Raw genomic sequence first — 25577 nt, forward strand, 5'->3', positions numbered from 1 at the left:
ATATACATATGCTATCTAATATACTAGATGATATATTATCATCAAGTAAGTGCATTTATTAAATTTCTCACAAAATGTCCTATAGGTAAACAACTAAAAACTCTTACTAACACTACTATACTAATGACAAACAATTATAAACTCTATAGAAAAGTGCTTAACCGACGACCAGTTCAAGGCTTGGTAGATTATTGTTAATCACTGACTACAAATCTAGTTTAGAAATTAAACGAAACAAAACTGAAAATTATTTCTCTATATTTAAATGAAGATCAACTCTTATCTTTTATTAAAGGATTGAAACCAAATCAGATAAAAAACACCTGATCTAATTTGAAAGCAAACCAGTCCAGAGTACTTATTTAAAATATAGACTATCATCAACTTGTAGAACTAGCAAAAGATTTAGCTGAATAATATTTAACCATTCTTCCTAAAGAACTGAGTAATTACTAAATTTAAGTTCTAGTAAACATTTTAGAGAAAGATAAATTAAGAGACTTAATTGATAAGCTAGATTACCGTAAACTCAAATGGTAGCTCAAAATCTAACCGATCCTAGAAAAGTTAAAGTTATAATTAATTCCATAATTGATGAAAAACCCTAAATTTTCATTCAGAGCGTACATAATAAGCAATTAGCAAAACTTCTAAATAATCTCGATTGCGAAAGAGTTTAAAGACATTTATTAACAAGCTATCTTACGAGAAGAATGTTACTCTGTGATTGGGAAACCTTAGCAACCAAGATCAATTAGTAAAGTTGACTAAATACACTTTGGAAAGAGAGGAAAGATTTTTGAAAGTGTAATAATGTTTCTCCTCAAGATTACAATTCTAAACCTCATAGAGAAGCATGACATGTATTTAACATTAACCCAAACATCATAAATTAGTATTTATAAGCCTAAAGAGAAAGTAGTGTAGTGTCGAAGGCTGGTTTAAAATTTTTGAACAACATTTTGAGTAGTTTATATGTATAATAATTTATAGAATAAAGTTCAATCCTTGAAGAGGAATGATGCTTATAGCAATACAAGAAAAAAGACTAATGAAAAGCAATAGGTTAGATTATGAGAATATCGATCTGTTATGCTAAAATAAGTACTGACAAGTATGTAACAGACTTGAAAAAAGTAGCAAAATGGCAAATAATGTAAAAAACGTTAACAAGTTAGCGCTAGATATAAATAAAGAAACTGTTAGTACTTTAAGTACTGGGTTACAAACAGTACAAGCCTAAATCTAAGAGGCACTATCGATAATAGTTAAATATTTGATAAAAAATCTTAGTAACTTAGAATAATAATTAACTGGTTTTTAATGAGGGAAAACTAGTATTTTTCAGACCTATATAAATGTAACATATAAAATTATAGCTGTACCAGTTAAACATCTAAAAGGATTGCGTATAAGTGATCCACATTTAGCTTTAGCAATTCATTTACTTTGGCTTATCATTGCAACGGCAGCTAAACACGGCCAACTAAATATCCACCTGTTGTTGGTCAAAGAAGAGTGGAATAATTAACGGGAAAACTCACAAAAATGGGAACCTATTACATATTAAGTGATATGTACGCAAGTATGGAATAAAATGCTGTTTTGCGGTGAATTTTAAGCCCGATAAACGTCACTCTCAAACTTTGCAGTGTTAACAAGGCATAGGCTATAAAAGTATGCATATTGACTTATTAAAAATAAGAGCAAGATGTAAGAGAAAACTTTGATAATGTCGATTTACTGCTAGATTATGTTATAAACATACTTCTCAAAATAAAACACGTTTATACTAATTATATTTATGGAATTCTGCAATTTAAATTTTGCTTACATCGTGTTACAATGTGTTAATTCATATACTTAAATGAAAATGATAAATACGCAAGATCTATTAACGTTGATGAAAATAAGACACAGCGGGTGCTTATATGATCCGGATAAAGTAGTAAATCAGGAAGAGATCAATTCTCTGATAGAAGCAGCTCGGCTTTCTCCTTCATGTTTTGGTGATGAACCTTGGAGATATGTAATATGTAATAAGCAGAGTAATCAAAGTTCATGGAAAAAATTACTGAGTTGCCTTAATGAATCCAATCAAAAATGGGCGAAAAATGCGCAAGTATTAATTATATCATTAAGTGCTAAAAATTTCCGAGAGCTGGATAAGGGGGAGAATTTTTGGGCTAAGCATGACACTGGTGCAGCAAATTATGCACTTATGTTACAGGCCGCATCTACAAACTTAATGGCACATCAAGTAGGTGGCTTTGATAGAAACAAAATAGTAAAAAAATTTAATATACCTAATGATTTTAATATAACATCGGTGATAGCGGTTGGTTACGAAGAAGAAGGTGTTGAAGTTAAGGAAAAAAAAAGAAGGCCAGTAGAGGAAATATTCTTTTATGATGAGTGGCCCAGTGAACTGACTTGACCACTCTTCTGTTAATGCTATAAAACAGGGTTGTTTAGTAAGTAGGTTTTCTCATTTTTCTTTCTTGAACTTCTTGCCAAGATTTCCATAAAGGTTATTTATTTTTAAACTCATAATTCATGCTACTTTATATATCTTCGCAAAAGTTATAAATAGCAGAATGCCAATTATTTTATTAAAAACGGAAGCCTTCAAATAGTATTTCAGCACTTTTAGATAGCAATGTTATCAAATCCTTTAATAAGGATCTTATATAATCTGGTATATTATACTTTTCTTAAAAAACTTTTATGATTCTCATATATGATTTTAACTTACCTTTATTTCAATGCTCTACTTTGTTTGTTTAAAAGGATGAATGTATCTCAGATAGGAAAATTTTCTCTAAGTTTACTTTAAGATAAGCAAAAGGTTTGCATATATAGAATGAATAAAGAATATTTTGTTCATCAAAAGCACTGAGATCAGTATAGCTACTGCTATTGAAATTACAAATGTTTCTTAGTCAACATTGTGAATGCTTCTGATAATAAGATTATAAAAATTAAACAAATGATTTTTGGATTTCATCTTGATAGTTTACTTAGTAAGTATCAGGATTCTGAATGCTAAATAGTCTTCTAGATATGGTTCATTTGAGATTCTATATCGAATAATAGCAGAATAATTTTCAATCCTTTTTGCAAAGTCTTACTAAAGTTTTGCTGCTTGTTTTTGAAAAACTTGACTTAGTTATATAAATAATCTTTGTCATTGTTATTTTTGCTTACGCCTTAAACCAAATAAACTGAGGTTGATCAAAAGTATCTAAAATATTTTTTAGTACTATCGGATCTTTAGAAAGCAGATCCTTGACAAGGACCTACATTACCAAGAGGAAAGTTACACTGCCAGGATGAAAATAGCTTCAAATTTGTCAAGAGNNNGNGAAAGCTAATTTTGGACCTCTGCTTTGCTTTAATTAGTCCATTACTAATTTTTCTATTCTAACTTAAGTTCAGCTGAAAGAGCATTTCACTATTGCTTGACATTAACTTAGCATCTACACTATAAAAAACTATAGCGTATAAAATAGCTATAATCAGAAAAGAAATTTTTGTTTATATAGTCTTTGCTATAATGGTGAGCAGTTTAACAGACAAAATTCCCTACGTAAAAATGCATGGTACTGGTAATAACTTTGTTATCATAGACTCACGTTCAACAAACAATTTAGAATGGAGCTATAGGGAAATTGCCAACCAAAATGGCTGCGATCAAGTAATAGTCATCACTAACTCTAGTATAGCTGATTGCTTCATGCACATTTATAACTCTGATGGTAGCAAAGTTGAAATGTGTGGAAATGCAGCGCGTTGTGTTGGATATTTAATAATGTTAGAAAAAGGCACTGAGTACTCTACCATTGAGCTAGTAAATAAGCGTATTTTAGAGTGTTTTAAAGTCGGTAACAAATTAATAAAGGTTAATATGGGCAAGCCCTTGTTTAAATGGTATGAGATTCCTTTATCCATTGAATGTAATACTCTTCACTTACCTATAGAATTTGAGATGCTTAAGGATCCAGTTGCAGTAAATATTGGCAATCCTCATATAATCTTTTTTGTCGATAATATAGGTACAATACCATTACTAAATTTGGGACCAAAATTGGAAAATCATGCATTCTTTCCAAAAAAAACTAATGTTAGTATTGCACAAATTGAAAAGTCTGGAGAAATAACTTTGAGAGTCTGGGAAAGAGGTACAGGTATTACTGCTTCATGTAGTAGCGCAGCTTGCGCAGTATTTGTTGCATCTGTACTTCGTAAGTATCTGCTTACTAAGCAAACTTCAGTAAATTTACCAGGAGGGAACTTACTAATCGAATGGGTAAATAATGTATTTGTAGCTGGTGATATAGGGTTTCTATAACAATACTTTAAACTTGATGCATTACTTCCAAGATTTTTTTACCAATCACCGCTGGAGTTTCTGCAATTGCAATTCTAGCACTTTTCATAACCTCTAACTTTGCAGCAGCACTTTCGCCACTAGAAGAAATAATAGCCCCAGCGTGTCCCATGCGCTTTCCTGGAGGTGCTGTTTGACCAGCTACAAATCCAACAATTGGCTTTTTAGTTTTCTCTTCCTTTACAAAACTTGACACATCTTCTTCTTCGTTCCCACCTATTTCACCAATAATTACAATGCCATGGGTATCTTCATCTTTCAAAAACAGTTCCATACAATCAACAAACGTCATTCCATGAACAGGATCACCTCCAATTCCAATGCATGTTGATTGACCAAGACCAACAGTAGTCGTTTGTGCTACTGCTTCATAAGTTAAAGTTCCAGAACGAGATATAATTCCTATGTGTCCACGCTTGTGAATATATCCCGGCATAATTCCTATTTTACATTCCTCAGGCGTAATAATCCCAGGACAATTTGGCCCAATCAATCTACTTTTTGAACCTACAAGCATATATTTAACTTTTACCATATCAAGTATAGGAATGCCCTCTGTAATACAAACTATTAGTTCTATTTCTGCATTTATCGCTTCAAGTATTGCGTCAGCAGCAAACCTAGCAGGTACATATATTACTGTAGCATTTGCACCAGTTTTTTCTTTAGCCTCCGCTACAGTATTAAAAACTGGCAAATTAAGGTGAGTGCTTCCACCTTTGCCAGGAGTTACACCACCAACTATCTTTGTTCCGTAACTAATTGCTTGTTCTGAGTGAAATGTACCCTGTGCACCAGTAAACCCCTGACATATTAATCTTGTATCTTTATTTACCAAAATAGACATGCTTTACTTTACCTCTTTTACTATTTTCTGTGCAGCTTCATCGAGCTCATCCGTAGCAATAATACTTAACCCTGATTTCTCTAAAATTCTTTTTCCTTCTTTAAAATTAGTACCTGATAATCTAACCACTAGAGGAACTCCAATACTCATTCCTTTTACAGCTTCAACGATTCCACTTGCAACAACATCACAACGCATTATCCCGCCAAATATGTTAACTAAAATTCCCCTTACGTTACTATCAGACAATATAATCCTAAATGCTTTGGTAACAGCTTCCTTATTTGCTCCACCGCCAACGTCTAAAAAGTTGGCTGGCTTTGCTCCGTAGTACTTTATTATATCCATTGTTGCCATAGCAAGACCTGCACCATTCACCATGCAACCAATATTGCCATCCATTTTTATATAACTAAGCCCATGTTTTGAGGCTTCTATTTCTTCTTTTACTTCTTCATCATAATCACGGAGTTGCGCAATTTCTGGATGACGGTATAAGGCATTGTCATCAAAATCAATTTTTGCATCGAGCGCAACAAAATCTCTAGAATTCGTTTCAGCTAGTGGATTAATCTCTATTTGATTTGCGTCGGTTGCAATAAATGCATTATATACACTTTTTGCAACACTTGTTATTTTTTTTATTTGTTCTGGACTTAAATTAAGACTACTGCTTAACTTTTTACTATCAAAACTTGCAAAACCAGAAGCAGGACTAATATCGAGCTTCACAATTTTCGTAGGAGAGCTCTTCGCAACTTTTTCAATATCCATACCACCTTCTGAAGAAAATATGAATGTTGGCCTGCTGAGTTTTGGATCAACTACTAAACCTAAATAATACTCTTTCTTAATAGTTGAACCCTCTTCAATGTAAACCCTTTTTACTTGCCGCCCACTTGGCCCTGTTTGATGAGTTAGCAAAGTCATACCAATCATATCCTTTACAAGCTGTTGAGCTTCTTCAGTTGACTTTGCCAGTCTTATACCGCCAGCTTTGCCCCTTCCACCTGCATGAATCTGAGCTTTAACTACAAGTATATCAGACTTCAGTTGATTTATTTTAGTCTCTATTCCTTCTGCAGATGTAGTAACAAAACCGCTTAACACTGGAACATTAAATTTGCGTAAGATCTCTTTTGCTTGATATTCATGAACATTCATAAAACAACCAATATAAACTATTAAAAATTATCAACCATAACGTTGTCTTCTACTCTCTTGTTGGCGCCTTTTTTTTTTAACTTCAGCTTTCTTTTTAGCTCTTACTTCTGATTTCTTTTCATGATATTGTTTTTTTATTTTTACCCCTCTTCCTTCTTTCTGAATTGTTTTTTTTAATATTGGAAAAGCCCTACTTACATCACCATAATGAACGGATACTTCAATCAAACTCTACCCCTTGGATAATTACCTCAAAAACCTACTTGTAAATTAGAAAATTAACATTGTCAATTATTTTATAAACTCAAGCGTTAAGTTATAACATAATTGAACATTAAATTCTGACTACTAAGAACACCAAAGTCTTTTAACTTACTGTGTACAAAACTATCTCACATTGGAACAACAAGGATAGGCCAATATTAGTTAAAATTCTCATTACTTACGGTATCTTTTTGTTGTTGACTCTGTTGTTTATACATAGCTTCAAAATCTATAGGATCCAATATAAGAGAAGGAAACCCACCACTACTTGTAACCCGTGCAATTATTTCCCTTGCAAAAGGAAAAAGAAAAGTAGGCCCACCTATAAATAAAGCTTGCCTAACCCCCTCTGCACTTAGCTTTGCTGAGTTTTCTATTGAAAAAATACCACAGTATTTCGTTTCACAAATAAAAGCAACACCATCTTTCATACTTTCACTCTCTATCACTGCTTTGACTTCTATATGTAAAGTAACTTCATGGAAAGATTTTTCTTCATCATTTTCTTCGTTACTTTCAGCTCCTTTCAACTTCACTGAATTGACATTAACCATTACATTAATACTGGGAGCTTCCTTTAAAGAAAGGAATGGTGAATTCGGGTTTTCAAACGATAGATCCTTAATATATTGGCCATGAATTTTTATTTTGTACTGTGACATTTCTTACGCCTCCATAATTAAGTTGAAGTATTTAACGTTTTCTTCTACAATATAGTCATTTATAGATGAATAGTAAATCCAAATCGCAGATTGACATAGAACAAGCACACTTTTATTAATAATTAATAATGTTCAGGTATTTTACATGCTAAGGAGTTGAATTACTATGATAGAGCTTGTAATATATGCTTTATTAGCGGCATTCATTTTTTCGCGATTATATAACTCTTTAGGAAGGTTAACAAACTCAAACTTAAGAAAATTAACTAATGTACTTGATATAAGCCAGAGTAACAAAGACGTAGCAGAAGACATTGAAGACTACATCAATAGTAACGACAAAAACTCAATAAAAGCCACTTACAAACAAATATTACAAAAAAATAAAGATTTCTCCATTTCCCATTTTATGGAAGGTTCAAGTATAGCTTTTGAACTAATAATAAAGTATTTTAATCAGGGGAATCTACCTAAGCTAAAACCTCTCTTAGATAAAGGCTTATATAATAACTTTGCAGAGAAAATTAGACATCGTAAGGAAACACATGAATCTATAATTGTTTCCATTACTTCACAAAAGATTTTAGAAATAAAACTAGTGAAAAACGTAGTGTTTATCACAGTGTATTTTCTTTCAGAGCAAATTAATTTTGTTAAGGATGATAATGGGAATATTGTATCAGGTAGCACATCAACGATCAATAGAGTTGAGGATATGTGGCAATTCAAAAAAAACATCAACTCATCAGATCCAAGCTGGCTGCTTGTTTCTATTAACTACAATAAAGACAATCATGATAATGTTCTAATAACAGATGGTAAACAAGGCTAGTATTGTTTAAAATTAATCATGAAAAGTAAGCTGCGTGAAATAGTACTTGATATTGAAACTACAGGCCTTGATATTGAATTTGGCCACCGGATTATTGAAATAGGGTGTATAGAATTGATTAACCGAGTCCCAACAGGCAAAGTATTCCATCAGTATTTTAACCCAGAAAGGGATGTACCTTATCACTCATTTAAGATTCATGGCATTAGTGAAGAATTTTTGGAAGATAAGCCATTATTTTCAGATGTCGTACTTGAATTTCTTGACTTTATATCTACTGATATTTTGATAATTCATAACGCTGAATTTGATATTAAGTTTCTTAATATGGAACTTAGTAAACTAAATACCGGATTAATTTCTTCGGACAGAGTGTTGGATACATTGCCACTTGCAAGAAAAAAGTTTGCAGGTTCACCCGCATCTTTAAGTGCATTATGTAAGCGTTTTAATATATCACTAAAGGACAGAGAATTACACGGAGCACTAATTGATGCTCAGCTGCTTGCAAAAGTTTATGTTGAGCTTACAGGAGGGTTACAAACTTTCTTATTTGATAATCAGTGCAAGAAAGATAATAATTCCACAGTCATTTACCGTAAAATACGTGATTTATCTAGTAGGAAACACTCACCAAGCAATGAAGAAATTAATGAACATAGAAAACTATTGGATAAAATTAACAACCCACTTTGGAAAGAACATATTGAATAAGTTAGCTAATAAGGATATAATCTTATTTTATTTAAGGTGTTCTAATGATAAAGTTTGTAAGATTATCATCTACCATACTAATAGTATTAGCAGTTATTTTTCTTAGTTATTGTTATTTCACCAAAAAAGGCATATTTGCTCCAACAGTTATTCACAAAGCAGAAGTTAAAATAGGGAGAGATTTTGTTCTGGTTAATCAAGATAATCAAATTATACGCAGTAATGATTTTAAAGATAAATATATGATGATTTTTTTCGGGTTTTCTTCATGCAAAAAGATTTGTCCCATGAATCTTGGAATAATTTCAGAGGTACTTGCAAAACTAGATGAGAAAATCAATAAAAAGCTACAAACATTTTTTATAACAGTTGACCCTGAACGGGATAATACAGAAAAACTTAAAGAATTCCAACAGCAATTTGACCATAGAATACAAATGTTAACTGGTGAAAGAGAAAAAATAGATGAGGTAATCACGAGTTATAAGGTATACACTAGCAAAATTGGTGAAGAAGAGGAAATTAACCACTCTTCGATAATATATCTCATTGGCCCTGGAGGAAAATATGCTACGCACTTTGTAGCTGACCTAAACTCAGACGAAAGTCAATCCGATAAGATCGTAGCTGAAATTAAGAAACATATAAATGAACCGTAAAATTCTCTTACTTAAAATTGCACACTAAGTTCAAGATAATTAATATTTAAAATTAGAGGTATAAATAGGTTCATTTACCGATATAGAGTTGTCTTGGTCTATAAACCTTAGTTTCCCTGTCACTCATCATTTCATACCATTGAGTAACCCATCCAGTGGTTCTTGAAAGGGCAAAAATAGGCGTGAACATATTTGAAGGAATATTAATAGCATTCATTATTATGCCTGAGTAAAAATCAACATTAGGATACAACTTACGCACAATAAAATACTCATCCTTTAAAGCTGTTTCCCCAAGTTTCTTTGCAACCTTAAGTAGTTCATTATTTTGTTCAAGCTTATCTAAAATCTCATCACAAGTATCTTTTAATATGCGTGCACGTGGATCGTAATTTTTATAAATACGATGTCCAAACCCCATCAATCTAAATGGATCTTTATCATCTCTAGCTTTTTCAATAAATTTATCTATATCTCCACTTTGTCTTATTTCTTCTAACATGTTTATAGTTGCCTCATTAGCACCACCATGTGCTGGTCCCCAAAGTGTAGCAACTCCTGCAGATAGACTCGCTAATAAATTAGAACCGGCAGATCCTACCAATCTGACAGCCGTTGTAGAAGCATTTTGCTCATGGTCAGCATGAAGAGTAAATATTTTATCCAAAGCTCTTGCAAAAAGAGTGCCCTTATCGTTATTAAAAGCATCGCCGAACATCATCTTCAAGAAATTTTCACTATAGTTTAATTCATTATTGGTATTTATAAATGCCTGATCGTTGATATACCTATATATCATTGCAACAATTACAGGAATCTGCGCTATTGCAGAGATTCCAAAATTCAGGTCTTTATTATTAATATTAGTACCATGTTTTTCGTAGTACAATGCTGACAAACTTGCAAAACATGCAATCAAAATTGACATAGGATGAGCAGTTTTTGGAAATGCTTTAATTACATCAATAACCTGTTCCGGCACTTTAGATAACTCTTTTATTTTTAGAAGAAACGTTCTGTGTTGATTTGAACTAGGTAATTTACCATAAAGTAATAGATAAATTACAGCAGTAAAATCATTATTCTCTGTCAAATCAGCTACATCATGTCCCCTATATCTAAGGACTCCTTTATCTCCATCAATAAATGTAATTGCAGAAGAACACGAAGATGTGGAAATAAACCCTGGATCATAAGTGAATAGCCCTGTTGCCTTATATAAATCCTTAATATTTAACACATCAGGGCCTATTGTTCCACTTAATATGGGTAGCTCAACCTTTAACCCATTGTTTAATTCTAATAACGCTTTTTTATCCATAACCCGGTCTATCAAATTTTATATAAAGCATGCAAACTAAAAAGTGTATATAACTTGGTTAACTTTAGATTAATCGCATTAAACAGTCATTAATGCTTTTACTTTTGCATTCAAGCGACTTATTTTACGTGCAGCAGTATTCTTATGAAGAACACCTTTATTTACACACTTATGCAAATTAGATTCAGCGTTTCGAAATGCTAAAATGACATTTTCTTTATCACCAGACTTAATTATATCAACTAATTTTTTAATAGCAGTGCGAGTTTTGCTTTTACGAATTTTATTTACTAAAGTGCGTTTTACTGTTACCTTTACCATTTTTTTAGCACTCTTATGATTTGCCATATATTAACACCTAAAACACTGTATTTTTTTTATTGTAAATGCTTTTCAGTAATTTGCAATACCAGTTTTCTTGTGGCCAATTTACTACTTTTTCCTTCAATAGTTTTTTTTAAATTTTTCAAGAATTCGCCTTTGCTTAATCCAGGATATATTGGAGGCAATATTTCTATTACTGCTTTTCCAGGATTTTTTTTCATAGAAAGTATGCTCTTTGGCCAAAATAAACCAGTATTTAAAGCAACTGGTAATACAGGAACAGATAATACACTATATAAAGCAACTACCCCTGATTGATATTTCGTCTTTTGCTTTACAACTGTTCTGGTGCCTTCAGGAAATATGATTATGTTCCTATTTTCTTTCACACGTAACTTAGCTAACTTAACAATATAGCGTATAGAACTGATACCATCTGAACGATTGATAAAAATCATTCCAAGTGCCATGAGGTGCAAGCCAATAAATGGAATCCATTTCAGTTCACGTTTCAAAACAAAAACTGCATTTCTAAATAAAAGCATAAAAATAAATGTCTCGAACGGAGATTGATGCTTAGAAGCTATTATAAAGGGCTGCTTTGGAACGTTTTCCATTCCCCTAATTTCATATTCAACACCACATAGTAAACGAAGCATGTATAATACAATCTTTATTGAGAAGGTAAGAAAAATAGTTACTATATGTGTAGGAAAAAAGAGTATAGGAAGAGTAACTGAAGTATAAAGCACCTCCCATAATATAAGAAAAAAATTAAATAACAAACTTGAAGTCACAAATCTAGATGAATTTATTTAAGTCTAACTCTACTACAAACTTAAAACAACAAGTTTAACTATTGATTACCTGAGTAATAGGATGTAAATCAGCTAATTCAGCTTTCAATTCTTTATTAGTAATATGAGTATATATTTGTGTTGTAGAAAGGTTAGTATGACCAAGAACTTTTTGTATCAGTGTAATGCTTGCTCCACTATCGAGTAAATGAGTAGCAAAAGAATGCCTAATTACATGCGGAGAGATTTTACTCTCATTAATATTACATTTTCTCGCCAATTCCTTAATTAATTGACCGATTCTCTGCCTTGTAATCGGCCTATTAGGTTTATTACCTGGAAATAACCAATCAGATTCCTTATCTCCAAGTATTAGGTTGTGACGAACTAATAAATAATTTTTAAGGCTTTTTAGTGCTTGCTCATTAAAAAGGATTCTTCTTTCTTTACCACTTTTTCCTTTTATGATTATATAACATTCTTTATCACTATTGTTTACTAAATGTAACACTTCACATAACTTTATATTAATCAGTTCAGTAATACGCATACCAGAAGAGTAAAGGATATCTAAAATGGCACATAATCTCCTATTGCTTATCTCTTTATTTGATCTGCTTACTGATTTTCTGACTGTGTTCATTAGTAAAAGCATTTCCCCAACACTCAAATACTTTGGTAAAGGACGAGAAACTCTTGGATTTTTTAATTCATCATCACTAGCCGGGGCTGGATTGAAGTCTATTATTCTATCATTAAATATGCACTTATAAAAATTTTTCATAACAGATATTTTTCTTGATATAGAACTACTTTTATATTTCTTTTGTGTACTTAAATATCTAACATAATCTTTAATATTAGCTTTGCTTGCACTAACTAAAGTAGCACCACTTTTAAATAAAAAACTCTCAAGTTGAAGTAAATCTGAGCAATAACTTTCTAAAGTATTTTGCATAGCAAATCTTTTTGATACCAAAGCATCTATATAATACATTATATAAAGGTTTCCTTTTTTACCCTGCAACTTTTTATTCTGCATTATTAGCCTCTATATTTATTTCTTTGACTACAGTTTGATCAGAAATGTTACTCATATTTTTTATTAGGAAATACGAGATAAATAAAGCATTTACTAATATTATAAGTACAATAAACTTTCGTCTTAATTTTTTTTTCAGACTTGATCTTACTTTTACCATAGTTAAATTATAACATTCAAATCTATAGAAAATACCTTATAAACTACCATAATATACTATCCCTTGATCATATTTAATTATATCTATATCAAAAATAATAATTTTTTATAGCACTAATGTGATTAAATGGTGGCTCATTTACTGGAGCATAGATGTTAATTAATTCTTAATATATATGATAATTGCTTTTTTTTAGTAAAGTACTAACAAAAGGAATGGTAATGTTTGATCCCATAGATTCATTATCTATTCTCTCCATAATTTTATTAACACTATGAAAAGAACGTTCTATTCTTGCTAAAATATAATCAATCACTCTTAAATTAACCCTCAGTTGTTTATCTGAAAATCGTTTTACCAACATAATTCGTAACAGTTCTTCACTTGCAGGTGGAATTTTCACACTGGTAGTTGATAGTACACGAGAACTTAAATCTTTTAATTTTAAATTAAGTNTTTTTGGTGAAGATGAAGAAGTAATAAGTAGTCTTTTGTTATTTTCTTTCATATAGTTGTAACAATGTAACAACATTGCTTGATCTTGAACATTTTGTACATCTTCTAAAATAAAAGCATCGCTATATCTCATCTCATTTACAAAATCATTTACATTGATAAAAATTGCATTATTTATCGATTGCCAGATGTGAGCAAGATGAGTCTTACCAGAACCTTTAGGTCCAAAAAGAATCATACATTTCCAGGACAGATCATCAATTACTGAATTGTACACATGCTTATTTTCACCTAAAATAATAAAATTTTGCCAACTATAATCAGTTTGATTATTGCTAAATAAATTTAATTGCATACTAAACATAATCNTACACCTCTGACAGTGAGTTTTGTGTTAAAATTTGCTTATTCTTGTCATGTACAAATAATATTTTAAAGTCCATCTTCTTCATTATCATAAGTTATATAAAAAATCTGCTAACCACCCTTATAAAACTCACTTTGAAGATATACATCTATTGCATATCTTATTGATACATTAATAATCGCTATTATTGGAATAAAAAGTAATATACCTATCAACCCAAAATATGAAGCACATGTAGTTACTCCAAGGATAATTACAGCTGGATATATATGAACTTTTTTCCCTATTAATAAAGGAATTAGTATGTTCGCATCTATTAACTGTCCAACACTAAATAATACTAAAACAGCAGCGCTTTTGAACCACCCACTGAATTGAGCAATAGCACTCAAAAACCCAATAATAGTATATATTAATGGCCCTATATAAGGTATAAATGTTAATGTTCCTGATAAAATTCCAATAGCAATAGGATGTTTCAACCCGATTATACTAAGACCTATAGAATAAAAGGCCATCATAACAACGCATATGTTTACCTGCCCTTTTAGGTAATTAAGTATAATAAAATCTACTTTTGAAAAAAAANCTGCAACTTTTTCTTTATAAGGAACAGGAACTAATTCACTAATTTTTATTATAATTAGAGGCCAATCACGCAATATATAGAAAAACATTATCGGAATAATTACTACCAATGATACTACATGAATTAAGTTGAAGCTCGAGCTTAACACCTGGACAATAAAATTACCTATAATACCAAAAGCGTTTATAGAATAAGATATATAATCGCCGCAATTTTTTACTAGATTTTCAGATAAGTGATCAAACAAACCATCTCCTACTTTTATATTAAGAAACTCTAATGCAGATTGGATACCTTTAAGGTTTAAGAAAGGTGCTTTACTGATTAAAAAATTTAATATCGAAGTAATTTGAACATATATAATAGGTAAAACAAATGTAACAACTAATGCAAGAACCAGCAGTAGCACAAATATTATAAAAATGACAGAATATAGGCGCGGTATTTTATGCTTTTCAAACTTTACTACTAGCGGATTGAATAAGTATGCTACAACAATAGATATTAAGCATGGAAAAATCATAGGGTACACTAAGAATAACGTGCCAATTATAGGAGGTAGTGCAAGACAAATGGATATATGAAGCTTTTGCATGCTTTTGGCGTAGTCAATTTATAAAAAAATACACAGTTTATTTTACTCACCTCAAAGGTATTTTGCAATTTATTATCAATTACATTTGATAGAACTATTTTAGAAAGATTATAATGGATTAAGTCTTTAAAATATTATATTCTACCATATCGTTTTCTCACATTTAGTAAACCTAAACTGATTTAGTTATATTATAATCGACTTCCTATATAATCCAGAAAAGGATAAATAACTACTTTTTTTTAATAAAAATAATTAACTCTTAGTTATATAAATATTTATAAAACTTACTAAGTTAGAAAAGAAGGCAGGTAAGACCCTTTAGTAGCTCTCTCTAATTCTATAAATTGGCATTCTATACTACCTTAAATGCTTTAAAAGCTCATTTCAGCTTATATAGGTAAAACCTTAGAAAGGTTGTAAAAACGTAAGGTACACATAATACCAGAAATCAAACAGGATATCGATTACGTAATACTTTCATTATAATAATAAGAAAGCTGGCAAAACTTGTTAAGGAGTTTTTAGTGTTCTGTTTCTATAGCTACTTGAAACTTATTATGGAATGATAAAGCTATGCAGACAAAGGCCTAATGCTTTAGTGTTTTTAATTCAGGAAAACTATCGCCTCTATTTTCTATAGAAGAAGATGGTGTGCTGTTTCCAGTATTTCCTTCAATTGGAATGGTGGGTCGTATCAAAGCAACCTTTATGACCTCATCAATATTCTTGGCAAGAACTATATTGATCTTTTCCTTAATCTTTGCTGGAATTTCTTGTATATCTTTCTCGTTTTCGCTAGGTATAACTACAGTCTTAATTGATCCTCTGAGTGCTGCAAGCAACTTTTCTCTTAAGCCTCCAATAGCTAAAACTCTACCACGTAATGTCACTTCACCTGTCATAGCAACACTTTTGTCAACTGGTATGCTTGTCATAAGAGAAACAATAGACGTACATACTGCACTACCAGCAGAAGGCCCATCCTTTGGCACAGCACCTTCAGGTATATGCAAATGTATATCGTTACTTTGAAATTTTTCAGGTTCTATACCAAAAAACAGACAATTTGAACGAACATAACTATATGCAGCTTTTATAGATTCCTGCATCACCTCTCCAAGTTTTCCCGTGTATTTTATTTCTCCCTTACCAGGAATCAGAACTGACTCTATCATTAAAATATCACCACCTGTTTCAGTGTAAGCAAGTCCAGTTACTACACCTACTAAACTCTCATTTTCTGCAATACCAAAGGTATACTTACGTATTCCTAAATAATCTTGTAAATTGTCAACTCTTACAGATATTTCCCTACTTTTATCAGTTAATATCTTCTTAACAGCTTTCCTCATAAGCTTCGCAAGCTCCCTTTCCATACTACGCACACCGCTTTCACGTGTGTATAAACGTATCAACTCACACAGTGCATCATCAGTTATACTCCATTCCTTCTGACGTAAACCGTGCTCTTTTTTCAATTTAGGAATCAGATAGTATCTAGCAATATTAATTTTTTCATCTTCAGTATAACCAGACAATTGTATAATTTCCATTCTATCACGCAAAGGATATGGCAAATTTAAGCTGTTTGCTGTAGCTACAAACATTACACTTGAAAGATCAAACTCAACTTCTAAATAATGGTCTGTAAAGTGCTTATTGTGTTCTGTATCCAAAACCTCAAGCAACGCAGATGCAGGATCGTCACGCGAATCAGAGCCCATTTTATCTATCTCATCAAGTAAAAAGAGCGGGTTGCACGAATTAGCTTTTTTCATGTGTTGGATGATTTTGCCAGGCATCGAACCAATATATGTTTTTCTATGGCCACGTATTTCAGATTCATCACGTACACCACCAAGAGCAATGCGAACAAAATCCCTACCTACCGCCCTTGCTATAGATTTAGCTAAAGAAGTTTTACCAACGCCAGGTGGTCCAACTAGACAAAGTATAGGACCTTTTATCTCTTTTACTCTCTTCAATACTGCTAAAAATTCTATTATCCTATCTTTTACCTTCTCTATACCATAATGATTCTCGTCTAAGATTTTCTTTGCTGCATTTAAGTTAATTTTTATATCTTTATGCTTTCCCCATGGCAGATCAAGCAACCAATACAGATAATTAGATATAACTGTAGCTTCAGGAGAAACAGGGTTCATTTTCCTATATCTCTTCAACTCAGTTATAGCCTTTTCTTTTGCTTCCTGAGAAAGCTTTGTTTCATTTATCTTTTTCTCAAATTCATTTACTGTACTTCCTTCTTCTCCATTCTCAAATTCACCTAATTCTTTCTGTATAGCTTTCAATTGTTCATTAAGATAGTAGGCTTTCTGAGTGCTCTCAACTTGTGATTTAATTGTTTTACACAAACGGTTTTGTGCATCCAAAATACTTATTTCTCTTTCAATAAAAGTAAAAGTTTTTCTTAAACGCTCTACTGTACTATAAGTCTCAAGTATGCTTTGTTTATCTGATGCTTTTATGTTTAAGTACGAAACTATCGTGTCTACAAGCTGATCAAGCTTTTTGATTTGTTCAATTGGACTAACAACAACTTCAGGATGATTTTTCTTGTTTAGTTTACACCAGCTATCAAATGCGTTTATAACAGAGCGCCTCAAAGCCTCTAGATCAACATTATCTTCATCATCTTCACACTCATAGTAACTACTCAACTCTACTTTAGCCTGTAATAAAGTATGAGAGTCGATATATTCTAAAACTCTTCCTCTGTTTACTCCTTGAACTACAACCTTTACTGCATTATCAGGTAGTCTTATTAATGATTGTACAATATTTGCTAGCACACCTACCTCATAAAGGTCTTGTGGTTCCGGGTTATCAATAGAACCATCTCGTTGTGTCACAAGAAAAATCTCATTTTGGCGACTACTATTATCAATAGCACGCTCTAACGCATTGATAGATCTTTCCCTACCTATAAATAAAGGAACCATCATACTTGGAAAAACTACTACGTCTCTTAAAGGCAATACTGGCAATGTAACAAAAACAGAGTCTACAGTACATTCAACGCTCATAACACTACCCCAAACTAATCATTAACTGTTATAATATTACCTTTATTACTGCGATTAATCACTGCTTTTCCTAGCTCTACCATTTCCTTAGTAATCACTATTGTACTACCTTCAAAACCTCCATTTCCAGCTGTATACATAACATCAAGCAAAAGTGACTCTAAAATAGCACGCAACATTCTTGCACCTGTCTTATAACTTATAGCCTTTTCAGCAATAGCTGATATTGCTTCGTCTGTAAACTCAAGGGTTACTTTGCTAAATGCAAGTAATGCCTTGTACTGTTTTATTAGTGCATTTCTTGGCTCTATTAGTACATGTACTAAATCTTCATGATCTAACTCATCTAAAACAGCAGTTATTTGAACCCGCCCTACGAACTCCGGTATTAAACCAAATTTGATCAAATCTTCAGGTTGAACATCATGTAAAACATTCTTTTTCCTTTGCTCCCTAGAATGACTAATATCCGCTCCAAAGCCAACTGATGTTCCTCTTTTCCTTGCTTCAATAATTTTATCTAGACCTTCAAAAGCTCCTCCACAAATAAACAATATATTATTAGTATCCACTTGTATAAGTTCTTGTTGTGGATGTTTACGTCCCCCATGCGGTGGAACATAAGCGACTGTACCTTCCATAATCTTAAGCAGAGCTTGCTGCACTCCTTCACCTGAAACATCACGCGTTATTGAAGTGCTTTCAGATTTCCTTGTAATCTTATCTATTTCATCTATAAATACTATACCACGCTGTGCTTTTGTAACATCATAGTTTGCAGCTTGCAACAAACGTGACAACACACTTTCTACATCATCACCTACATAACCTGCTTCCGTTAAAGTTGTCGCATCAGCCATAGCAAACGGCACATCCGAGACTTTAGCAAGTGTCTTAGCTAACAAAGTTTTACCAGAACCAGTGGGACCAATGAGCATTACATTCGATTTTTCAATCTCAATGTCACTTATAGAGTGAATTTGTGCCATGGATTGACAATGGTTATACATAGCCACAGATAAAACATGTTGTGCATGCTCTTGACCCACAACATGTTTGCTAAGAAAATTTTTTATGTCTTCAGGTTTCTTTAATAATAACTTCACATCAGACATATAATCTGAATTAAAAGGCCCTCCTTTTTTTTGACTTATTGCCTTATGAGATAACTCTATGCACTCATTACAAATAAACACTTTTAAGCTATCTGAAGAATTAGTAATTAATTTATCTACTTCATTTTGTGCTTTATTACAAAAAGAACAACGATGTAAATCATTATTATTATCCATTAATTCACCCTCTACTCAACTTTAATATCTTCACGCTCAGCCATTACTTTATCAACCAATCCAATTTTCTTGGCTTCTTCAGAATCCATGAATTTATCTCTCTCCATCATTTCTTCAATTTTCTTTAGTGAATTTCCAGTATGTTTTTCATAGATCTGATTCAGCTTCTTCTTAACTCGTAGAATCTCATTAGCATGTATTTCTATGTCGGTTGCTTGACCTTGGTAACCACCAGATGGTTGATGTATCATAATTCTTGAATGTGGCAAAGAATAACGCTTACCTTTTGTACCAGCTGCAAGTAGTAAAGAACCCATAGATGCAGCTTGACCTATGCACAGGGTCGAAACATCAGGCTTTATATACTGCATCGTATCATAGATTGATAAACCAGCAGTTACAATACCACCTGGTGAGTTAATATACATATAAATATCCTTGTCAGGGTTTTCTGACTCCAAAAATAAAAGCTGTGCCACTATTACGCTAGCCATGCTGTCTTCAATAGGCCCAGTTACAAAAATTATTCTTTCTTTTACTAATCTCGAATATATGTCATAAGCACGCTCACCACGACTAGTTTGCTCAATTACAATTGGTATAAGAGTCATACCCTTCTCACTAGATATTATCAAACAATTCCTTTAATTCTTTTACAGAAACAACTTGCTCTTTTTTATTAACCTTTTCCATTATATAATCTGTAACTTTATGCTCAAGAGCTTGTCCTTTAACCAACCATTGAAACTGCCTATTTGACCTAAAATGCTTCACTATTTTATCAAACGGCATATTTTTATTAACATACTGATTCATAACAACATTCAGAATATCATTCTGAGTTAATGATATTTTATGTTCTGTACTAAACTTCATAAATAACACTGCAAGCTTTACACGCCTTTCAGCCTCTTTACAAGAATCGTCCTCAGAGTTCAATTCCTTTTTTACTCTCTGTTGTTCCTGTTTCACCACTTCCGTAGGTAACCCAAAGCTATAACCAGCATCTAAACAATCAAACAGCTCCTTTTTAATCAATAGATCTCCCATCTCTTTACACTGATCACTGATTACTTTTTTAGCATATTTTTTTAGTAACGAATAATTCTCAAAACCCATTTTTTTAGCTATTTCATCATTACTTCTAAAACCTCGAATAATTTGAATATCATTAACTAGAACAGAAAAATTACTTTCCTGTCCTGCAAGAGAAATTACTTGGTAATCTTCAGGAAATTTTAACTTAAAGCTTTTTGTTTCTCCTTTTCTCATGCCAATCAATTGATCTTCAAAACCGTTAATAAATGTTCCGGAACCTAAAATCACCTTAAAGTTCTTATCACTTCCACCTCTAAAAAGCTTATTTCTAATTCGCCCTTTAAAGTCAATTATTAATTTATCTCCATTTTTTGCCTGATAAGAAACATCATTAACAGAGACAAAATCAGGAAATTTTGCCTTTATAGAGTCAATAAATTCTCTTATGTCTTCCTCTTCGATTTTTGCCTCAATTCTCTTCAAATTTATTTTATCAAGATCTATCGATGGTACCTCTGGCATTGACTCAAAAGATAGTTTATATACAAAACTGTCCTTTTCATCTTTTTTGTCTAGATTTGGTAATGATATAATATCAATTTTAGGATAAACATGAGATTTAACTCCAATTTTTTCCATCAAATCACTAGAGCAATAATCAATCGTATTGTTTACTGCATATTCTAAAGCTTCGCTTTTATAATTCGTAACAACGAGATCATAAGGCATCTTGCCAGACCGAAATCCAGGCAATTTTGCACTTTTAGCTATTTCTTGTAATCTAAAACCCATTTTCTGTCTTATACAATCACTGCTTACCGTAATTTCATACTCATGCTTAAGTTTATCTATACCTAATTCTCTATAAGTATAAATACTATCTGATACACCTATTTTAACTGTACTTTGAGGTATACTACTAGACATTATAATCTACTTATAAGTATTTTAATTCACACTTTAACAAAGTTATTTTATCAGAATTTAAGTTAAATACAATCTTTAAGAACAGGTTTTTTATAGAAACAAAAGCATATTTAGTGATTATAAACTTTTTTTTAGAACCTAAGTTATGTAAGTGCGGATAGAGGGACTTGAACCCCCATGAACAAGATCACCAAGACCTAAACCTGGCACGTCTACCAATTCCGCCATATCCGCAAAAATTTTTCAGTAACTTATAACTATACCACAAATCTATTTCTGTTATCTTATGATAGAACTCATCTTGAAGATTACACCCAGTGTTACAAAATTAGAATAACAACCTTATAATACTCTAATCAATTCCACCTATCAATCTACTTAAGCAAACCTAAATTACTTCAAACTAACATTATAGTACTACGTTAAAATACTCAAGATCTAAAATCTTACTCAATTTATGGTATTTACATAATCAAAAAAGCTTATTAATATCTTTTAACAAAAACTCTAAACCCTAAAAATCAATAATGAGACTGATAGCAAATTTTCTACTTGCAATCTTTTTAATTACACAGAGTGGATGCACAACCCTTATAATAAGTGGTGTAGTAGCTACTACAGCGACAGCAGTAGCAATGCAAGATAAATCTTTAGGAAATATTGTCGACGATACAACTATAATAATCAGAATCAATAAGGAGCTCTTAAAGCATGGATTATTTTCACCTATAAAAGTTAAAGTAAGTGAAGGAAGAGTACTGCTTATTGGGAATGTCGATACGCCCGAAAAGCAACTTACAGCAGAAAAAATAGCTTGGCAGGAAAAAGAAGTTAAAGAGGTAATAAATGAAATAAGGGTAACACCAATTCAAACAATTTCCATACTTGACTCTATTATAGATGGTATGATAACAACAGAAATAAGAACAAGGTTTTTAGGGAAAAGAAATATCAAATCAATTAATTACAGTGTTAACACAGTTGATGGAACTGTTTATTTAATGGGTATAGCTCAGAATAAAGCAGAACTAAAAGCCGTAATAGCAATTGCAAGAAAAGTTAAAGGAGTAAAGCAAGTTGTAAGTTATGTACGTCATAGACATAGCAAGTTACGACGTTAATGGAAGCTTAGTTTTTAAATGGTAGTTTTATTTTAAAAAAAATATATAAATGAGAGTTGCTTTTCAAATGGATGAAAATATAAACTTTGAAACTGATACTACATTTGCACTAATAAAGGAAGCACAAAGGAGAAAACACGAAATTTTCATCTATGTTCCTAGTAATTTAGCATTAAATCTAAACCAGCCAATCGCTCTTGCTCAGAAAGTTAGTGCTGATGACTCTAGTTTTACCTTTAGAAAAGACGTAATAATTAACTTAAATGAAATAGAAATCATATTTATTAGACAGAATCCACCTTTTGATATGCGTTACATTACAACCACTTATATTTTAGAGAAAGCCAGTGCTTTAGTAATAAACAATCCAACAGAGATAAGAAATTGTTCTGAAAAATTAATCACCTTATTATTTCCAGAATTAACTTTGCCGACTTTAATCACTGAAAATACATCAATGATTAGGAATTTTTACCATAATCATGACAAAAACATTATTCTGAAGCCATTGTATAGCTATGGAGGAAACGACGTAATGAGAGTAAGAGATGAAAGTAATATTCAAGTAATAGTGGAACTAATGATTTCAAAATATAAATGCCCTATAATTGCGCAAGCATTTTGTAAAAATATAGATAAAGATAAAAGAATATTATTACTGGATGGCCAACCAATTGGAGTAATGAAACGAGTCCCAAGAGTCAGTGAAGAAATCAGAACAAACTTACAACTTGGAGCAAGTTTTCTACCAGCTGAAATGAGTGACAGAGATAATGAAATTTGTAATAAAATTGGCCCTGAACTAAAGAAAAGAGGGTTAATATTCGTTGGCATTGACATTATAGATAATTTTCTCCTTGAGATTAACACAACCTCACCTACAGGCGTAGTTTACATCAATAAGCTATATAATATAGCATTAGAAAAAAGGTTATGGGATATATTTGAAGAAAAAGCAGGCATCCATACTCGTCATCAAAATTTTTGAGCTATTATCTTAATAAATTCATCAACTCCATTTTTTATTCTTGATTTTTTAGTATTATTAGCCATATCACACAATTTCTGAGAATTTCCTAATAAATCAACTAGTAACTTTCTTAGATTTTTTTTCGTTTCACTATCTTGCTCAATTATCACAGCTGCTCCCAAATTCTCAATATATTTTGCGTTGTAAAATTGATGACCATCTTTTGAGTAAGGGTAAGGAATATATATAGCAGGACGCTTAGCAAGAGTGATCTCTGCTATTGAAGTTGCCCCTGCTCTGCTAATTACCAAATGAGCACTTGCTAATCTACTTTCTATGTCATCAAAAAACTCACTTAATTCACTACTGACTTTTTCACTTTCATACAAGTCTTTGACCTTACTGATATTTTTTTTCGTACATTGCTGTGTTACTCTAAGCTTCTCTTTCACTTTAATAGGCAAATTACAAACTACGTCACTTATTACATCGTCAAAAAAACTTGCACCCTGACTAGCTGCTATCACTAATATATTCAAGTTCTCTTCAGAATGAATGTGATAATAGCCCTGCGCTTTTATATAAACAAAATTTCCTGTAAAAATACATCTATTGTTCTCTACATATTTAGTTTCCGGAAAGCTAGTTGCGATCAACTCTGCACTATTGAGAAAAAATCTATTTACTCTTCCTAAAACTGTATTTTGTTCATGTAAAATTATAGGTATAGAGAGAATTTTTGCAGCAAGAAGAGTTGGAAAAGAGGCATAGCTACCAAAACCAACAACTAGCTTTGGCTTTAGTTTTTTTATTTGATACAGTGCTAACACAAAGCTATATGTTAATAAAAAGAAAAATTTAAATCTATTATTACTTGGCTTACATAATGGCAGGGTATAGCTTTCTATATCTGTATTTTTATCTATTTTTTTATTAGTAAACAATATACAACTGTACCCTTGCAATTTTAGTGCTTTTGCCAAGGTCATAGCTGGGAAAATGTGTCCACCTGTTCCGCCTGTTGCGAGGATAACATCCATCTGTGTATAGTACATTGATACTAGATTATTAACTATAATTTAATAATTTGCACGTAGAATTTTATTAGGCTTTATAATAGAAAGATAGGAAGAAAAGTACTTAACAACAATAGTAAAAAAGAAATTAACAAAAAAATAAACCTCGAGAATAGAAAACAAAACAGAGAAGATTTATCGGATTGCTAAAAACACAATAAAAGTATTTTTAATTTAGATGTTGATCTACCTCAGTAGGAACAGCATAAAAATGGAAAACACTAACTGAAGTAACAAGATTTAGATAATACAGGAAAAAGCTCAGGAATATCTTAATCTAAAAATAAAGCTTAAAGTGAAAGTAGCAGAGCTGAAGAGCTAAAAGAAAGACGATAGAGACCTAACTCTGATAATCAATCAGTCATAACTAAAGTACATAGAAATCTTCCGTTTAAGGACTTTCAGCTCTAAAGCAACGGAACATTAACTCAACTATTCAGCGACTCATTATCTGCAGCAAGTACTGACTCATGCATCATTTCCGAAATAGTTGGGTGAGGAAAAATCGTAGATTTTATATCAAGATCTGTTACTTCTATCTGCTTTGCAAGGACAAAACTGCTAATTAACTCTGTTACTTCTGCTCCTAACAGGTGAGCTCCAAGGAGCTCACCTGTTCTTTTATCTATCACTGTTTTCACTAACCCATCAGTCTCGCCGAGCACAATAGATTTACTGCTAAAATTAGAATGAAATTTCCCTATCTTTATATCATATCCATCTTTGATTGCTTGTTCCTCAGTTAGACCAACACTCGCTATTTGCGGATAAGAGTAAGTACAATTTGGTACGCACTCTTTTTTTAATACGTGGACATCTTTACCAGCAATCTTTTCAACGCAAACCATAGCTTCACGACTTGCTTTATGTGCTAAACATGGCGGGCCAGCTACGTCACCTATTGCATATACATTCGGTTC

Annotated in this window: 23 protein-coding genes, 1 tRNA gene and 1 pseudogene; 8 read left to right on the forward strand and 17 right to left on the reverse strand. The window is 32.0% G+C overall.

What is annotated here, in order from left to right; translation table 11 throughout:
* Window positions 1-1873 precede the first annotated feature (1873 nt).
* Window positions 1874-2437, forward strand: coding sequence for a nitroreductase family protein (locus tag HSX44_RS01810; protein WP_275602414.1), 564 nt, complete (start codon window positions 1874-1876; stop codon window positions 2435-2437).
* 1119 nt (window positions 2438-3556) lie between these two features.
* Window positions 3557-4351, forward strand: coding sequence for a diaminopimelate epimerase (dapF, locus tag HSX44_RS01815; RefSeq protein ID WP_275602051.1), 795 nt, complete (start codon window positions 3557-3559; stop codon window positions 4349-4351).
* Between the two features lie 7 nt (window positions 4352-4358).
* Here the strand turns inward: dapF and sucD are convergent, their stop codons facing one another.
* The 4 genes from sucD to secB form a co-directional block, all read right to left on the reverse strand.
* Window positions 4359-5237, reverse strand: coding sequence for a succinate--CoA ligase subunit alpha (sucD, locus tag HSX44_RS01820; RefSeq protein WP_275602052.1), 879 nt, complete (start codon window positions 5235-5237; stop codon window positions 4359-4361).
* Between the two features lie 3 nt (window positions 5238-5240).
* A complete protein-coding gene (gene sucC / locus HSX44_RS01825; RefSeq protein ID WP_275602053.1) occupies window positions 5241-6401 on the reverse strand; it encodes an ADP-forming succinate--CoA ligase subunit beta in 1161 nt (386 codons plus the stop codon).
* A 30-nt stretch (window positions 6402-6431) separates the two neighbouring features.
* Window positions 6432-6629 carry a 30S ribosomal protein S21 gene (locus HSX44_RS01830; protein ID WP_275602054.1) on the reverse strand — a complete coding sequence of 66 codons (198 nt, stop codon included), beginning with the start codon at window positions 6627-6629 and terminating at the stop codon, window positions 6432-6434.
* Window positions 6630-6823: 194 nt separating this feature from the next.
* Window positions 6824-7327: a protein-export chaperone SecB gene (gene secB, locus HSX44_RS01835; RefSeq protein ID WP_275602055.1), complete on the reverse strand. Its 504-nt coding sequence runs from the start codon at window positions 7325-7327 to the stop codon at window positions 6824-6826.
* Between the two features lie 166 nt (window positions 7328-7493).
* On the opposite strand from secB, the gene HSX44_RS01840 reads away from it, so the two are divergent.
* The 3 genes from HSX44_RS01840 to HSX44_RS01850 are packed head-to-tail and all read left to right on the forward strand — an operon-like array spanning window position 7494 to window position 9532.
* On the forward strand, window positions 7494-8159 hold the full coding sequence (locus HSX44_RS01840) for a Tim44/TimA family putative adaptor protein (RefSeq protein ID WP_275602056.1): 666 nt from the start codon (window positions 7494-7496) through the stop codon (window positions 8157-8159).
* A gap of 18 nt (window positions 8160-8177) precedes the next feature.
* Entirely contained in the window at window positions 8178-8873 is a 696-nt protein-coding gene (gene dnaQ / locus HSX44_RS01845; protein WP_275602057.1) for a DNA polymerase III subunit epsilon, read from the forward strand.
* Between the two features lie 44 nt (window positions 8874-8917).
* Window positions 8918-9532: an SCO family protein gene (locus HSX44_RS01850; protein WP_275602058.1), complete on the forward strand. Its 615-nt coding sequence runs from the start codon at window positions 8918-8920 to the stop codon at window positions 9530-9532.
* Between the two features lie 70 nt (window positions 9533-9602).
* Here HSX44_RS01850 and HSX44_RS01855 read toward each other — a convergent pair whose 3' ends face one another.
* From HSX44_RS01855 to HSX44_RS01880, 6 genes are all read right to left on the reverse strand, one after another.
* Window positions 9603-10853: a citrate synthase gene (locus HSX44_RS01855; protein WP_275602059.1), complete on the reverse strand. Its 1251-nt coding sequence runs from the start codon at window positions 10851-10853 to the stop codon at window positions 9603-9605.
* Between the two features lie 78 nt (window positions 10854-10931).
* Complete coding sequence (gene rpsT, locus HSX44_RS01860; protein ID WP_275602060.1) at window positions 10932-11201, reverse strand: 30S ribosomal protein S20; 270 nt, start codon at window positions 11199-11201, stop codon at window positions 10932-10934.
* Between the two features lie 29 nt (window positions 11202-11230).
* Complete coding sequence (locus tag HSX44_RS01865) at window positions 11231-11836, reverse strand: lysophospholipid acyltransferase family protein (protein ID WP_410543447.1); 606 nt, start codon at window positions 11834-11836, stop codon at window positions 11231-11233.
* A gap of 193 nt (window positions 11837-12029) precedes the next feature.
* On the reverse strand, window positions 12030-13016 hold the full coding sequence (locus tag HSX44_RS01870; protein WP_275602062.1) for a tyrosine-type recombinase/integrase: 987 nt from the start codon (window positions 13014-13016) through the stop codon (window positions 12030-12032).
* A 326-nt stretch (window positions 13017-13342) separates the two neighbouring features.
* Window positions 13343-13987 carry a DnaA ATPase domain-containing protein gene (locus HSX44_RS01875; protein ID WP_338063365.1) on the reverse strand — a complete coding sequence of 215 codons (645 nt, stop codon included), beginning with the start codon at window positions 13985-13987 and terminating at the stop codon, window positions 13343-13345.
* Window positions 13988-14109: 122 nt separating this feature from the next.
* On the reverse strand, window positions 14110-15087 hold the full coding sequence (locus tag HSX44_RS01880) for an AI-2E family transporter (RefSeq protein ID WP_275602415.1): 978 nt from the start codon (window positions 15085-15087) through the stop codon (window positions 14110-14112).
* Between HSX44_RS01880 and HSX44_RS01885 the strand changes: the two genes are divergently transcribed.
* Window positions 15011-15172, forward strand: coding sequence for a hypothetical protein (locus tag HSX44_RS01885; RefSeq protein WP_275602439.1), 162 nt, complete (start codon window positions 15011-15013; stop codon window positions 15170-15172). The genes HSX44_RS01880 and HSX44_RS01885 overlap by 77 nt on opposite strands.
* A gap of 601 nt (window positions 15173-15773) precedes the next feature.
* Here the strand turns inward: HSX44_RS01885 and lon are convergent.
* From lon to HSX44_RS01910, 5 genes are all read right to left on the reverse strand, one after another.
* Entirely contained in the window at window positions 15774-18233 is a 2460-nt protein-coding gene (lon, locus tag HSX44_RS01890) for an endopeptidase La (protein ID WP_275602064.1), read from the reverse strand.
* 14 nt (window positions 18234-18247) lie between these two features.
* Window positions 18248-19525 (reverse strand): ATP-dependent Clp protease ATP-binding subunit ClpX, encoded by a 1278-nt coding sequence (clpX, locus tag HSX44_RS01895; protein ID WP_275602065.1) that lies wholly within the window; start codon window positions 19523-19525, stop codon window positions 18248-18250.
* An 11-nt stretch (window positions 19526-19536) separates the two neighbouring features.
* Window positions 19537-20136 (reverse strand): ATP-dependent Clp endopeptidase proteolytic subunit ClpP, encoded by a 600-nt coding sequence (gene clpP / locus HSX44_RS01900; RefSeq protein ID WP_014869237.1) that lies wholly within the window; start codon window positions 20134-20136, stop codon window positions 19537-19539.
* A 10-nt stretch (window positions 20137-20146) separates the two neighbouring features.
* The gene (tig, locus tag HSX44_RS01905; RefSeq protein ID WP_275602066.1) at window positions 20147-21490 is read right to left on the reverse strand and encodes a trigger factor; all 1344 of its coding nucleotides are present in this window, start codon (window positions 21488-21490) and stop codon (window positions 20147-20149) included.
* A gap of 152 nt (window positions 21491-21642) precedes the next feature.
* Window positions 21643-21724 (reverse strand) — tRNA-Leu (locus tag HSX44_RS01910).
* A gap of 293 nt (window positions 21725-22017) precedes the next feature.
* On the opposite strand from HSX44_RS01910, the gene HSX44_RS01915 reads away from it, so the two are divergent.
* Both HSX44_RS01915 and gshB read left to right on the forward strand, forming a co-directional pair.
* Window positions 22018-22611 carry a BON domain-containing protein gene (locus HSX44_RS01915; RefSeq protein WP_275602067.1) on the forward strand — a complete coding sequence of 198 codons (594 nt, stop codon included), beginning with the start codon at window positions 22018-22020 and terminating at the stop codon, window positions 22609-22611.
* A gap of 49 nt (window positions 22612-22660) precedes the next feature.
* Complete coding sequence (gshB, locus tag HSX44_RS01920) at window positions 22661-23599, forward strand: glutathione synthase (protein ID WP_275602068.1); 939 nt, start codon at window positions 22661-22663, stop codon at window positions 23597-23599.
* On the opposite strand, the gene HSX44_RS01925 is transcribed toward gshB, so the two are convergent.
* Together HSX44_RS01925 and HSX44_RS01930 are read right to left on the reverse strand one after the other, a co-directional pair.
* Window positions 23587-24621: a UDP-N-acetylglucosamine--N-acetylmuramyl-(pentapeptide) pyrophosphoryl-undecaprenol N-acetylglucosamine transferase gene (locus HSX44_RS01925; protein ID WP_275602069.1), complete on the reverse strand. Its 1035-nt coding sequence runs from the start codon at window positions 24619-24621 to the stop codon at window positions 23587-23589. The genes gshB and HSX44_RS01925 overlap by 13 nt on opposite strands.
* Window positions 24622-25085: 464 nt before the next feature.
* Window positions 25086-25577: pseudogene (locus tag HSX44_RS01930) on the reverse strand (dihydrolipoyl dehydrogenase); the annotation flags it as partial.

Source organism: Wolbachia endosymbiont of Onchocerca gibsoni (genome assembly GCF_029169405.1).
Classification (GTDB): domain Bacteria; phylum Pseudomonadota; class Alphaproteobacteria; order Rickettsiales; family Anaplasmataceae; genus Wolbachia.

Coding starts and splice junctions, on each gene's coding strand:
- HSX44_RS01810 (WP_275602414.1), top strand. CDS start 1,874: ATGATAAATACGCAAGATCTATTAACGTTGATGAAAATAAGACACAGC.
- dapF (WP_275602051.1), top strand. CDS start 3,557: ATGGTGAGCAGTTTAACAGACAAAATTCCCTACGTAAAAATGCATGGT.
- sucD (WP_275602052.1), bottom strand. CDS start 5,237: ATGTCTATTTTGGTAAATAAAGATACAAGATTAATATGTCAGGGGTTT.
- sucC (WP_275602053.1), bottom strand. CDS start 6,401: ATGAATGTTCATGAATATCAAGCAAAAGAGATCTTACGCAAATTTAAT.
- secB (WP_275602055.1), bottom strand. CDS start 7,327: ATGTCACAGTACAAAATAAAAATTCATGGCCAATATATTAAGGATCTA.
- HSX44_RS01840 (WP_275602056.1), top strand. CDS start 7,494: ATGATAGAGCTTGTAATATATGCTTTATTAGCGGCATTCATTTTTTCG.
- dnaQ (WP_275602057.1), top strand. CDS start 8,178: ATGAAAAGTAAGCTGCGTGAAATAGTACTTGATATTGAAACTACAGGC.
- HSX44_RS01850 (WP_275602058.1), top strand. CDS start 8,918: ATGATAAAGTTTGTAAGATTATCATCTACCATACTAATAGTATTAGCA.
- HSX44_RS01855 (WP_275602059.1), bottom strand. CDS start 10,853: ATGGATAAAAAAGCGTTATTAGAATTAAACAATGGGTTAAAGGTTGAG.
- rpsT (WP_275602060.1), bottom strand. CDS start 11,201: ATGGCAAATCATAAGAGTGCTAAAAAAATGGTAAAGGTAACAGTAAAA.
- HSX44_RS01865 (WP_410543447.1), bottom strand. CDS start 11,836: ATGCTTCGTTTACTATGTGGTGTTGAATATGAAATTAGGGGAATGGAA.
- HSX44_RS01870 (WP_275602062.1), bottom strand. CDS start 13,016: ATGCAGAATAAAAAGTTGCAGGGTAAAAAAGGAAACCTTTATATAATG.
- HSX44_RS01885 (WP_275602439.1), top strand. CDS start 15,011: ATGACAGAATATAGGCGCGGTATTTTATGCTTTTCAAACTTTACTACT.
- lon (WP_275602064.1), bottom strand. CDS start 18,233: ATGAGCGTTGAATGTACTGTAGACTCTGTTTTTGTTACATTGCCAGTA.
- clpX (WP_275602065.1), bottom strand. CDS start 19,525: ATGGATAATAATAATGATTTACATCGTTGTTCTTTTTGTAATAAAGCA.
- clpP (WP_014869237.1), bottom strand. CDS start 20,136: ATGACTCTTATACCAATTGTAATTGAGCAAACTAGTCGTGGTGAGCGT.
- tig (WP_275602066.1), bottom strand. CDS start 21,490: ATGTCTAGTAGTATACCTCAAAGTACAGTTAAAATAGGTGTATCAGAT.
- HSX44_RS01915 (WP_275602067.1), top strand. CDS start 22,018: ATGAGACTGATAGCAAATTTTCTACTTGCAATCTTTTTAATTACACAG.
- gshB (WP_275602068.1), top strand. CDS start 22,661: ATGAGAGTTGCTTTTCAAATGGATGAAAATATAAACTTTGAAACTGAT.
- HSX44_RS01925 (WP_275602069.1), bottom strand. CDS start 24,621: ATGGATGTTATCCTCGCAACAGGCGGAACAGGTGGACACATTTTCCCA.